Genomic DNA, 12,343 nt, shown 5'->3' on the forward strand with positions numbered 1-12,343 from the left:
CCATCAGTCGGGGCGTCATGCGCGGATTGGGTCATGAGGGGGCCGTAAAGAGCCCGACCTATACCCTGGTAGAGCCCTACGAGACTCTGAATCCACCGACATACCATTTTGATCTTTATCGCCTGGGCGACGCCGAAGAACTGGAATACATGGGCATCCGCGATTATTTTTCCGCCGAAAACCTGTGCCTGATCGAGTGGCCCGAGAGAGGCAAGGGCATATTGCCCGAGCCGGACCTGGAGGTTCATCTCGAAACCCGGGGAGAGGGGCGCTCTGTAGTCCTCAGGGCCCGCTCAGAGCTGGGCGCCGGGGTGCTGAACGAACTGGAGTTGATTGGTCCGGCGTCATAGTGAGCCCGGAACCGGGAATAAACTGGCAGGTAAGCTTTATGAATTGTGCAAAGCTGAGTAAACAACTGGTCTGGCCGATTGCGCTATTGCTTATGACATTGGCGTTTCACGGTTCGGCGGCGACACAGGTTGAGAGTGCCCGTATCTGGCCCGCGCCCGATCATACCCGGCTGGTTCTGGACACTGGCGGGCAGGTGGAGCACAACATTTTCTCCCTGAGCGGCCCGGCGCGGCTGGTGATCGATCTCAAGAATGCCAACCTGAAGACCGATTTTTCCGGTCTGGACCTTTCCGGCAGTCCGATCAAGAGAATCCGCAGTGCCCCCAGAAACGGCACCGATTTGCGCGTCGTTCTGGATCTCAAGGCTGACATCAAACCGCGGAGTTTTCAGCTCGAGCCGAATCAGCAGTACGGCCACAGACTGGTGGTCGACCTGATTGATGAAAGCGGTAGCCGGCTGGAAAAGGCGACAACGCCCACAGTGACCCAGGATTCATCAGGGAAGCGGGACGTTATTGTGGTCATTGATGCCGGGCACGGCGGGGAAGATCCGGGTGCTATTGGTCCGCGGGGAACCCGTGAAAAGGATGTGGTTCTGAAAATGGCGAAAACCCTGGCCAACCTCATCAATGATCGGCCGGGTTATACCGCCAAGCTGACCAGAACCGGGGACTACTACATTGGCCTTCGCAATCGCACGATTCTGGCCAGGAAATACAACGCTGACCTGTTCGTCTCGGTCCATGCCGACGCCTTCCGTACACCACAACCCAAAGGTGCCTCGGTCTTCGCCCTTTCCCAACGCGGCGCCACCAGTGAAACCGCCCGTTGGCTGGCCAATAGTGAGAACCGGTCGGATCTGATCGGTGGTGCCGGCGGGCTGTCCCTCGATGGCCGTGACGACATGCTTGCCGGTGTTCTGCTGGACCTCTCCATGACGGCCAGTATCAACGCCAGTCTGGGGGTTGGCAGTTCGGTCCTGGGCAAATTGGGCGGCGTGGCGAAGTTGCACAAGCCTGGCGTTGAGCAGGCCGCTTTTGCGGTTCTGAAATCACCGGATATTCCCTCCATCCTCGTGGAAGCAGGCTTCGTATCGAATCCCCAGGAAGAGAAAAACCTGGCCACTGAGTGGTATCGCAACAAGCTGGCCGGCGCCATCATGAAAGGCATAGATGACTACTTCCAGAAAACGCCCCCGCCTGGAACCCTGCTGGCGTGGCAAAAACAGAATCGCCAGGGTGGAAACAGCATCAGCCACTATCGGATACAGCGTGGAGACACGCTATCCGGCGTGGCCCGGAAAAATCAGACGACCGTCAGTGAGCTGATGCAGTTTAACGACCTTCGGGACGACCGTGTTATGGTAGGGCAAACCATTCGTATTCCCGCGTCCTGATCAAGAGGTTTTTCTGTAACATGCCCCCCATTCGATTGCTGTCACCGCGGCTCGCGAACCAGATTGCCGCGGGTGAGGTGGTTGAGCGCCCCGCGTCTGTCGTCAAAGAACTGGTTGAAAATGCCCTGGATGCCGGCGCCAACCGCGTCGATGTTGAGGTGGAGCAGGGCGGCGTCAAGCTGATTCGAGTTCGGGATGACGGCAGTGGTATTGAGGAAGACGATCTTCCCCTGGCGCTAAGCCGCCATGCGACCAGCAAGATTGCCAGTCTGGACGATCTGGAAGCCGTGGCGTCCCTGGGTTTCCGGGGAGAAGCGCTTGCCAGTATCAGCTCTGTCTCTCGTCTTACCCTGACCTCAAGGACCGAGTCGCAGGAAGCGGCCTCTCGGGTCGAGGTCGAGGGCCGGGAAATGGACGCGAGAATTTCGCCTGCAGCGCATCCGGTCGGAACGACCGTTGAAGTGCGCGACCTGTTTTTTAACACCCCGGCTCGCCGCAAATTCCTGCGTACTGAAAAGACAGAATTCAATCACGTCGAAGAATGTGTGCGGCGCCAGGCGCTGAGCCGTTTCGATGCTGGCTTCACGTTGCGCCATAACCAGCGTGTCGTTCAAAGCCTCAGGCCAGCGGAATCGGCCCTCGATCGCGAGCGTCGGATTGGATCCCTGTGCGGCCAGCAGTTTATCGATAACGCGGTGGTTATTGATGCGGAGGCCACCGGGCTGCGCCTCTGGGGTTGGGTCGCTCTTCCCACATTTTCGCGCAGCCAGGCCGATCTTCAGTATTTTTTCGTCAACGGCCGCGTTATTCGTGACCGCCTGGTAGCTCATGCCGTGCGCCAGGCCTATCGGGATGTACTCTACAATAACCGGCACCCGGCGTTTGTATTGTATCTGGAAGTCGACCCCGCCACCGTCGATGTAAACGTCCACCCGACCAAGCACGAGGTCCGGTTCCGGGATGGTCGGCTGGTTCACGATTTCATCTTCAGAACCCTGCACAAGGCGCTGGCCGATGTCCGGCCGGACGATCATTTCCGCGGCGCGGTGGCGCAGTCCTTTGGTCGCGAAGCAGTCACCCAGGGTCAGGAAGCCGTTCCGTCCACCGGTGCCTCTGCAGAGGCGGGCTGGAACGGCCAGCCATCGGTATCCAGCTATGGTTACCCCGGCAGCTCAGGCGCCGGCTTTGGCGGACAGTCGCAGCCCCAACAGGAGTGGCGCGCCAGCGATCAGATGGCGTTTTATCAGTCCCTGAATGCCGGTGGCGGAAGCGACGGACAGCAGGCTATGCCCGTAAGCGATCGCGCCGCCACACCAATGCCAACACCGCCTGCAGACAGTGACCAGGAGCCGCCGCTCGGATATGCCATCGCCCAGCTGCACGGGATCTATATTCTTGCCCAGGGTCGTGCGGGGCTCATTGTTGTGGACATGCACGCGGCCCACGAGCGCATTACCTATGAGCGAATGAAGCGGGCGCTTGCCGAGCAGGACCTTAAAAGCCAGCCGTTGCTGGTGCCGCTGTCGCTGGCGGTCAGCCAGAAAGAAGCCGCCCTGACCGAGAGTCACGGTGAAGAACTGCAGAAGCTTGGTCTCCAGATTGAGCGGATTGGTCCGGAAACCCTCGCTGTGCGGCAGGTGCCCGCGCTTCTGCGGGGTGCTGACACAGAACAGCTGGTGCGTGACGTTCTGGCGGATCTCATTGAGCACGGTCAGAGTGATCGTGTCGAGGCGGTGACGCATGAGCTGCTCGGCACCATGGCATGCCATGGTTCAGTGCGTGCCAACCGGCAGTTGACCATTCCGGAGATGAATTCGCTGCTCAGGGACATGGAGGCGACCGAGCGCAGTGGCCAGTGCAACCATGGCCGGCCGACATGGACCCTGGTGACCATGTCTGAGCTGGACAAGCTGTTTCTCCGGGGGCGCTGAGGTGTCACTGCCTCCTGCCATCTTTCTGATGGGGCCCACGGCTTCCGGAAAGACAGACCTGGCCATGGCGCTCTGCGACCACCTGCCTTGCGACATCATCAGCGTAGATTCCGCAATGATCTATCGGGGTATGGATATCGGAACGGCCAAACCCACGGCCGCAGAGCTCGCGCGGGCGCCCCACAGGCTGATTGATATCTGCGATCCGGCGGAAACATACTCCGCTGCGGATTTCCGTCGGGACGCGCTGACCGCCATGGCCGAAATAACGGCCGCAGGCAGGATCCCGCTTCTAGTCGGCGGCACCATGATGTATTTCAAAGCGTTGCTGCATGGAATGTCCGGTCTGCCATCGGCCAGCCCCGACGTACGACGGGCGCTGGAGCAGGAGGCAGAGGAGCGGGGTTGGGAGGCTTTGCATGAAGAGCTGCGGGCCAGTGATCCGGTGGCAGCCGAGCGGATCCATCCGAACAACCGGCAGCGTCTGATGCGGGCCCTGGAGGTATTGCGCCTTACCGGCAAGCCGATTTCGGAGTTCTGGCGAGCCGATCAGGGTGGCTGTGAGCAAACGACGGCAGTGGCGCAGGTCGGCGACATTGAGGATTACACCTATTTCACTCGCTGGCAGGCAGACGAAACATCTTTGCTTCCGTATACTGTAATTCAACTTGCCGTGACGCCGCCTGAGCGGCGGGTGCTTCATGAGCGGATTCGCCTGCGGTTTCTAAAAATGCTGGAGGCGGGGTTCGTTGATGAAGTTCGGGCTCTGATGATCCGGGACGACCTGCACCCTGATCTCCCTTCCATGCGTTGTGTCGGATATCGCCAGGCCTGGAGCTATTTGTCCGGGGAAGACGACTACGAGACATTTGTCAGCAAGGGAGTGGCAGCAACACGCCAACTGGCGAAGCGGCAGTTGACCTGGTTGCGCAAGTGGTCAGATGTGGACTGGCTGGACAGCGGCGACAAACATATCGCTGAGGTAGCCTTGAAAAAAATCCGACTTCGCACCACATTTAATTTTGACAAATGACGATCTGCATTTACTAAAAACAGGAGAAAACACATGTCAAAAGGGCATTCGTTACAAGACCCTTACCTCAATGCATTGCGCAAGGAACGCATTCCGGTTTCCATCTTTCTGGTCAACGGTATCAAGCTTCAGGGCCAGATTGAGTCTTTCGACCAGTTCGTGATTTTGCTGAAAAATACTGTCAGCCAGATGGTCTACAAGCACGCTATTTCCACTGTGGTTCCTGCCCGAAATGTCCGCATTCCGCAGCAGGCTCCGGGAGGAGAGGGCGAGTCTGAAGACTGATCCATCCGTTTCCCGATCTTGCCACCCGCGTTCCAGAGGATCCCGACAAGGGGTCTTGTGGCTGCGGGTGTTTGTTTTTATGACCCTCATCATGTGTTTACCCGGAGTTGATGCCAATTGTTTGAACGTCCTGATGTCGGTGAGCGCGCGGTCCTCGTCCACATCGATTTTACTGCCCACGATGGTACCGAAGACCCCGGTGAGTTCCGGGAGCTGGTCACCTCTGCCGGTGTTGAGCCTGTCTCAACCGTTACCGGGTCCCGCAAGCAGCCCAGCCCCAGATTTTTCGTTGGTGAGGGCAAGCTGGAAGAAATTCGTGATGCAGTAGCGGCGAACGAAGCGGATGTGGTGTTGTTCAACCATGCCCTGAGCCCACGCCAGGAGCGCAACATTGAGCACGAGCTCAAGTGCCGTGTGCTGGACCGCACCGGTGTGATTCTTGATATCTTCGCTCAGCGGGCACGGACTCACGAAGGTAAGCTTCAGGTAGAGTTGGCGCAGCTCGAGCATATGTCCACGCGACTGGTTCGGGGCTGGACCCACCTTGAGCGACAGAAAGGTGGTATCGGGCTGCGCGGGCCTGGTGAAACCCAGCTGGAAACCGACCGCCGGCTCTTGCGGGAGCGCATCAAGTCTATCCACAAGCGTCTGGAAAAGGTTCGTCGCCAGCGCAACCAGGGCCGCAGGGCCCGTCAGCGGGCTGACATCCCCACCGTATCGCTGGTTGGATATACCAACGCCGGTAAATCCACTTTATTCAACCGTATTACCACTTCCTCCGTATATGCTGCAGACCAGCTGTTCGCCACGCTGGATCCGACGTTGCGGCGGCTGGAACTTCCGGATGTCGGGCCGGTCGTAATGGCGGACACCGTGGGCTTCATCCGGCATCTGCCGCACAAGCTGGTTGAGGCGTTCCGGGCGACGCTTGAGGAAACAACGCAGGCGACGCTGCTGCTTCACATCATCGACAGCCATGACCCGCGCCGCGAGGAGAACATTGAGCAGGTTGAGGAAGTGCTTGCGGAGATCGGGGCGGACGACATTCCCATGCTGCAGGTGTTCAACAAGATTGATCTGCTTGAAAATTTCACGCCTCGGGTTGAGCGCAACGAAGAGGGTATCCCGGTGAGAGCGTGGGTTTCCGCGGTTACTGGCGAAGGCCTGGACGGCTTGTTCGATGCGATCGTGGAGCGTGTGGCCGAAGACGTCGTTCACCACTTTGTCCTGCTGGGTCCCGCGGATGGCAAACTGCGTGCACTTTTGCATGAGGCAGGATCGGTGATCAGCGAGGAATACCGGGATACCGGCGACACGGTGGTTGAGGTGCGCCTGCAGAACCGGGATTGGCATCAGCTGCTGAGCCGCGCCGGTGTGAATGAAAAGTCAGTCAGGCTGGACGTGGGTCACGCCTGAAACCGCAGCGGCTATTGCCGGGGCGGAGATAAATCCCTAGTATTTGCAGTCATTCTATTTATAAGTCAGTAACGGAGAGCACTATGGCCTGGAACGAACCGGGTGGAAACCGTAACGACAATGACCCCTGGGGTACCGGTGGTGGTCGACGCGGCAATGATCAGGGGCCGCCAGACCTCGATGAGGCGCTGAAAAAAGGTCTCGACAAGCTCAACAAGATGCTGGGCGGCAAGGGTGGCAAGTCCGGCGGCAGCGGTGGCAGTAGCGGCGGCAGCGCCGGTGGTTTTGGTGCGATTCTCGCACTGGCAGCCATACTATTGGTCGGCTATGTCATCTTCCAGTCCTTCTATACCGTGGACGAACAGGAGCGGGCGGTGGTTCTCCGTTTCGGTGAATACCACCAGACCGAGAATCCTGGCCTGAGATTCAAGGTGCCACTGATCGATAGCGTCACCAAGGTCCGCGTGACTAACGTGCGTACCGCTGAGTCCAGTGGCCAGATGCTGACCCAGGACGAAAACCTGGTAACGGTTGACCTCCAGGTGCAGTACCGCGTTGGCGACGCAGAAGCCTACGTGCTGAATGTGCGTGACTCCAACCAGGCGCTGGCCTTTGCAACGGATAGTGCGATCCGTCACGAGGTCGGTAGCTCGACACTCGACGACGTACTGACCGAAGGTCGTGCAGAACTGGCCGTGCGGGTCGAGCAAAGGCTCCAGATGTTCCTGCGGGAATACGGCACTGGTCTGGAGTTGGTGCGGGTTAACGTTGAAAGCACCCAGCCACCACCAGCGGTCCAGGATGCCTTCCGTGAAGTCCAGAGGGCCCGTGAGGACGAGCAGCGGGTGAAGGAAGAAGCTGAAACCTACCGCAACCGGATCGTTCCGGAGGCTCGTGGTGAGGCCCAGCGCATGATCGAAGAAGCCAACGCCTACAAGGAAGAGGTGATCGAGCGGGCCCGTGGTGAGACCTCGCGTTTCCTTGAGCTACTGGCCGTCTATCAGATGTCTCCGACAGTCACTCGCGAACGTTTGTACTTACAGACGGTCGAAGAAGTCCTTGCTAACAGCAGCAAGATCCTGGTTGATACGGAGAGCAGTGGCAACATGATGTACCTGCCGCTTGATCGACTGACCCAGGGCTCGCTGCCCCGTACCGGTGGATCATCCTCCGGCAACAACCAGGGCAACGTGGACATCCAGACCCTGACTGATCAGGTTCTTCAGGAACTGCGAAGCAGGCAGGATACTACCGTTCGGAGGAGCAGATAATTATGGGACCTAAAGGTGTAGTGGGCCTTGCAGGCGCCCTGATCGTTGTCCTGCTGGTACTGTCCAGTGTTTACATCATTCCGGAAACCCATCGGGGTGTTCTGCTCCGGTTCGGTGAGCTGGTAGAGACCGATATCCAGGCCGGTATCCATTTCAAGGTTCCGGTCATCGACCAGGTTCGTGAATTCGACATCCGGGTTCTCACCATGGATCTGCCCTCGCGGCAGTATCTGACCGTGGAGAAGAAACCGCTGGATGTGGATTCGTATATTGCCTGGAAGATCCGTGATGTGGACCAGTTCTATCGAGCGACCGGCGGTGACGAGTTCCGCGCTCAGTCCCTGTTGTCCTCCCGTGTTGATAACGGCCTGCGGGACGAGTTTGGTATCCGGACCATGGTCGAAGTGGTCTCGGGCCAGCGGGATGAGCTGATGCACACGCTGCGGGATCGCGTAAACCAGACTGCCCAGAACGAATTCGGTATCGAGGTTCTCGACATTCGTGTAAAGGCTATCGAATTCCCGGGTCAGGTGAGCGAAAACGTCTACCGTCGGATGGCGACCGAGCGTGAGAAACTGGCTCAGGAATTCCGTTCGCGGGGTCGGGAGTTGGCCGAAGGTATTCGCGCCGATGCGGATCGTCAGAGAACCGTTATTCTCGCGGAAGCCTTCGCTCAGTCAGAAGAAACCCGGGGTGAAGGTGACGGTCAAGCGGCCAGAATCTACGCCGATGCCTACGGCTCCGACGCGGAATTCTACAGCTTCTACCGAAGCCTGCAGGCTTATCGCAATACCTTCATGAGCAAGGATGACATCATGGTGATTGATTCCAACAGCGCGTTCATGAAGTTCCTGAACGATCCGCAGGGTGCCCGTTAACCCTGCACGTTCAGACCAAAAACCGGAATACCTCTGTATTCCGGTTTTTTTGTGCCCGGCAACCGTGTAAAATTCTGCCGGTTTTGTGTAGGGCTTTTGCCGAGTGCCGCCTTAAATCCTGTGTGATCCCCCAGCCGACTGTGCCGGTGCGGATATAACGGACAACGGAATCTCATGACAGTATCTGATCGCTGGTTACTGCCAGACGGGGTAGAGGATATTCTTCCCCCGCTGGCCGGACGGATCGAATCCCTGCGTCGGGATGTAATGGATACCTGCCAGCGCTGGGGCTACCAGCTGGTAATCCCACCGCTCATTGAATATCTCGAATCCCTGTTTACCGGAACCGGAAACGATCTGGAGCTTCAGACCTTCAAGCTCACCGATCAGTTGACCGGGCGGATGATGGGTGTTCGCGCCGATATGACGCCTCAGGCGGCGCGCATTGATGCCCATACCCTGGGCCAGGAAGGGATCACCCGTCTTTGCTATGCAGGGCACGTACTCCACACCCGCCCAAGGCACATGCTGACAGGTCGAACACCGATTCAGGCCGGCTGCGAACTGTTTGGCAGTGGCTCCGAAGCAGCGGATATGGAAGTGATCAGCCTGATGCTGGAAACCCTCAGGGTTGCCGGCTTGCCCCGTATCCATCTGGATCTGGCTCATGTTGCCATCTATGAGAGTCTGATCGGCGAGGCGGATTTTGATCGGGATACGGAGAGCGCCATTTTTGACGCCATGGCCCGCAAATCGGTGCCGGAGCTTGATCAACTGTTGGGTCAATGCCCTCCAGGCTCTGCGGGTGCTCGTTTGCGTGAGCTTGCCCGGGTCAGTGGTGGCCCGGAAGCCTTGAACGAGGCCCGTCGGATCCTGCAGGGTGCCTCTGACAGCCTGGACGCGGCACTCGACCAGCTTGGGCGTGTGTCTGAAATGCTGGGAAGGGATTACCCGGATATCAGCTTCGGATTCGATTTCTGTGAGCTTCGTGGCTACAACTACCACACGGGCCTGGTGTTTGCAGCCTACGTGCCGGGCCACGGCGATTCCGTGGCCAAGGGTGGCCGTTATGATGCGATTGGAAGTGACTTTGGCCGCGCCCGCCCGGCAACGGGGTTCAGTCTTGATATTCGCTCGCTCGTCTCTCTTGGCGAGCGCGTGACTCGCAGTGCCGGCGCTGTCTGGGCGCCGGCGGATGACGACCCCGCCCTGGAAGGCGTGATCTCCGGTCTGAGAATGACGGAAACCGTTGTTCGTGCACTTCCCGAAGACGAGGGCGTTAACCCTGCCGCCAGAGGCTGTGACCGTGAGCTGGTCAAACAGAGTGGCCAATGGGTTGTGCAGAAGCTGGGCTGATGCCCCCGGGGCCTCGGTGAATTCATTTACAGGTAAACTTGCGAAACGCCTGTCCTGCGGGGCAGCCGCATTGAGAGAGAATCATGGGTAAAAATGTTGTTGTGCTGGGCACCCAGTGGGGTGATGAAGGCAAGGGTAAGATTGTTGACCTGCTGACCGACAAGGTTGCAGCGGTTGTCCGCTTCCAGGGCGGGCACAATGCCGGTCATACCCTTGTAATTGACGGCAAGAAAACAGCGCTTCACCTGATTCCTTCCGGCATTCTGCGGCAACACGTCTATTGCCTCATCGGCAACGGTGTTGTCCTGTCGCCCGAGGCTCTGCTGAAAGAAGTGCGCGAGCTGGAAGCCAATGACGTGGCGGTTCGCGATCGCCTCCGCATCAGTCTGGCGTGCCCGATCATTCTGCGTACTCATGTTCGAATTGATCAGGCCCGTGAAAGGGCTCGTGGTGTCGACAAGATCGGCACAACCGGTCGCGGTATTGGCCCGGCCTATGAAGACAAGGTTTCCCGTCGTGGCCTGCGCCTGGGCGATCTGTGCAATCCCGCCGACTTCGAAATGAAGCTCCGGGAGATCATGTCATACCACAACTTCATCCTGACCGAGTACTTCAAGGAAGAGGCTGAGGACATTGATGCCGCACTGGAAGAGCTGAAGCAGATGGGCGAGGAAATTTTGCCCATGGCGGCAGACGTGACTGACATGCTGCATGATTTCCGTAAGCGTGGAGAGAATATCCTGTTCGAGGGTGCCCAGGGCTCGCTCCTGGATATCGATCTTGGCACCTATCCGTATGTGACTTCTTCCAACACCACCGCTGGCGGCACGGCCACCGGTTCCGGCTTCGGCCCGCTGTTCCTCGACTATGTGCTGGGAATCACCAAGGCGTATACCACCCGTGTAGGCTCCGGACCGTTCCCGACCGAACTGTTCGACGATATGGGCAACCACCTGGCGGTGAAGGGCAACGAAGTCGGCACTACAACCGGGCGCGCCCGCCGTTGTGGCTGGTTCGATGCGGTGGCTCTGCGCCACGCCATCCAGATCAACAGTGTGTCCGGTATCTGTCTGACCAAGCTGGACGTGCTGGACGGACTGGAAACCGTGAAGGTTTGCGTAGGCTACAAGACGCCTAACGGCGAGATTTTCCGGCCGCCCATCGGCTGCGACAGCTACAAGGACATCGAGCCGGTTTATGAGGAACTGCCCGGCTGGAGCGAAAGCACCGTTGGCCTGACCAGCGTTGATCAGTTGCCGGAGAACGCCAAGGCCTACATCCGTTTCCTGGAAGAGCAGATCGAAGCGCCGATCGATGTGATATCTACTGGTCCGGATCGTATCGAGACGATTACATTGCGTCACCCGTTCGGCGAGTAATCGCCAACGTTAAAAAAACCGCCCTGCTTAAAAGGCACGGCGGTTTTTTTGTGTTCAGGGCTTCTCGGCAATCACGGTAGCACGCAACGGCCCCGGGTATCCTTCCACGGTTTTTGAGGGGTCGTTCGGATCCAGAAAATCCTGGAGGGAGTTGAAACGCATCCAGTCGGTGCTTCGCTGTTCGTCTGTGGTCGTAGGGGTGACATCGACCACCCGGGCATTCCGGAAGCCGGTGCGGTCCAGCCAGCGCAGCAGTGTGTCGCAGGACGGGAGGAACCAGACGTTCCGCATCTGCCCATAGCGATCCTCGGGCATCAGGCTGAAGCCCTCAGGGCCTTCAACGACAAGTGTTTCCAGCACCAGTTCCCCGCCCCTGCGAAGCGTCCCCTTCAGTTCAAGCAGATGATCGAGCGGTGAGCGCCGATGATAGAGAACCCCCATGGAAAAGGTGGTGTCGAAGGTTTCAAGGTCGGCGGGGAGGTCTTCCATCCGAACGGGCAGCAGGTCTATCGGGACATCACCGAGGTAGTCCTTGACGCTGAAGAACTGGAACAGGAACAGCAACCCCGGGTCGATGCCGATCACCCGACCCGCGCCTTCGCCCAGCATGCGCCAGCAGTGATACCCGGAGCCACAACCCACATCCAGTATGCGACGACCGGAAAGGTCTGAAAGGTAAGGCGACACGCGGTCCCATTTCCAGTCAGAGCGCCATTCGGTATCGATGTACGTACCGAAGAAGTCGAAGGGGCCTTTGCGCCAGGGCATCAGGCCGCGTAATCCGAGTTCCAGTTGCTCCCGTTGTGCCACGGTCAGGGGCTGCCTGGAGGTCAGGGTTACCGCGGATTGGTCCAGTTGCGCGTCTATCTGAGTCAGACCGGGTAGCTGGTCAAGGGCAGCTTGCCAGCGATCGAGATCGCCGTGGGGGCGGTCCTCAAAGCGGTGGGTCAGTTGCTGTTGGAGTTGCGTCGCCCAATGCTCCAGGCCGTCTTTCTCAAGTTCATCGATGATAGGCCCGAACCGGGCTTTCCAGTCAAAGTCTGCCAT

The 12,343-nt window shown here is 58.6% G+C and carries 11 protein-coding genes; 10 read left to right on the top strand and 1 reads right to left on the bottom strand.

Annotation, left to right across the window (positions count from 1 at the left end):
- The 10 genes from tsaE to KYE_RS02480 all read left to right on the top strand — a co-directional run.
- A partial coding sequence (tsaE, locus tag KYE_RS02435; protein WP_008170049.1) for a tRNA (adenosine(37)-N6)-threonylcarbamoyltransferase complex ATPase subunit type 1 TsaE occupies positions 1-350 on the top strand: 350 nt, incomplete at its 5' end.
- 92 nt (positions 351-442) lie between these two features.
- Positions 443-1,747 carry an N-acetylmuramoyl-L-alanine amidase gene (locus KYE_RS02440; RefSeq protein WP_413540216.1) on the top strand — a complete coding sequence of 435 codons (1,305 nt, stop codon included), beginning with the start codon at positions 443-445 and terminating at the stop codon, positions 1,745-1,747.
- Between the two features lie 20 nt (positions 1,748-1,767).
- The gene (mutL, locus tag KYE_RS02445) at positions 1,768-3,678 is read left to right on the top strand and encodes a DNA mismatch repair endonuclease MutL (protein ID WP_008170053.1); all 1,911 of its coding nucleotides are present in this window, start codon (positions 1,768-1,770) and stop codon (positions 3,676-3,678) included.
- Positions 3,679-3,706: 28 nt separating this feature from the next.
- A complete protein-coding gene (miaA, locus tag KYE_RS02450) occupies positions 3,707-4,711 on the top strand; it encodes a tRNA (adenosine(37)-N6)-dimethylallyltransferase MiaA (protein WP_081467497.1) in 1,005 nt (334 codons plus the stop codon).
- A 33-nt stretch (positions 4,712-4,744) separates the two neighbouring features.
- Entirely contained in the window at positions 4,745-4,996 is a 252-nt protein-coding gene (hfq, locus tag KYE_RS02455; protein ID WP_008170056.1) for an RNA chaperone Hfq, read from the top strand.
- Positions 4,997-5,113: 117 nt separating this feature from the next.
- Positions 5,114-6,412 (top strand): ribosome rescue GTPase HflX, encoded by a 1,299-nt coding sequence (gene hflX, locus KYE_RS02460; protein WP_008170060.1) that lies wholly within the window; start codon positions 5,114-5,116, stop codon positions 6,410-6,412.
- Between the two features lie 83 nt (positions 6,413-6,495).
- The gene (hflK, locus tag KYE_RS02465; RefSeq protein ID WP_008170062.1) at positions 6,496-7,683 is read left to right on the top strand and encodes an FtsH protease activity modulator HflK; all 1,188 of its coding nucleotides are present in this window, start codon (positions 6,496-6,498) and stop codon (positions 7,681-7,683) included.
- A gap of 2 nt (positions 7,684-7,685) precedes the next feature.
- Positions 7,686-8,561: a protease modulator HflC gene (hflC, locus tag KYE_RS02470; protein WP_008170064.1), complete on the top strand. Its 876-nt coding sequence runs from the start codon at positions 7,686-7,688 to the stop codon at positions 8,559-8,561.
- Positions 8,562-8,735: 174 nt separating this feature from the next.
- Positions 8,736-9,917 (top strand): ATP phosphoribosyltransferase regulatory subunit, encoded by a 1,182-nt coding sequence (locus KYE_RS02475; RefSeq protein WP_008170066.1) that lies wholly within the window; start codon positions 8,736-8,738, stop codon positions 9,915-9,917.
- 83 nt (positions 9,918-10,000) lie between these two features.
- Positions 10,001-11,296, top strand: a complete 1,296-nt coding sequence (locus KYE_RS02480) for an adenylosuccinate synthase (protein ID WP_008170068.1) — start codon at positions 10,001-10,003, stop codon at positions 11,294-11,296.
- A gap of 54 nt (positions 11,297-11,350) precedes the next feature.
- Here the strand turns inward: KYE_RS02480 and cmoB are convergent, their stop codons facing one another.
- On the bottom strand, positions 11,351-12,343 hold the full coding sequence (cmoB, locus tag KYE_RS02485) for a tRNA 5-methoxyuridine(34)/uridine 5-oxyacetic acid(34) synthase CmoB (RefSeq protein ID WP_193364066.1): 993 nt from the start codon (positions 12,341-12,343) through the stop codon (positions 11,351-11,353).

Source organism: Marinobacter manganoxydans MnI7-9 (assembly GCF_000235625.1).
GTDB lineage: Bacteria > Pseudomonadota > Gammaproteobacteria > Pseudomonadales > Oleiphilaceae > Marinobacter > Marinobacter manganoxydans.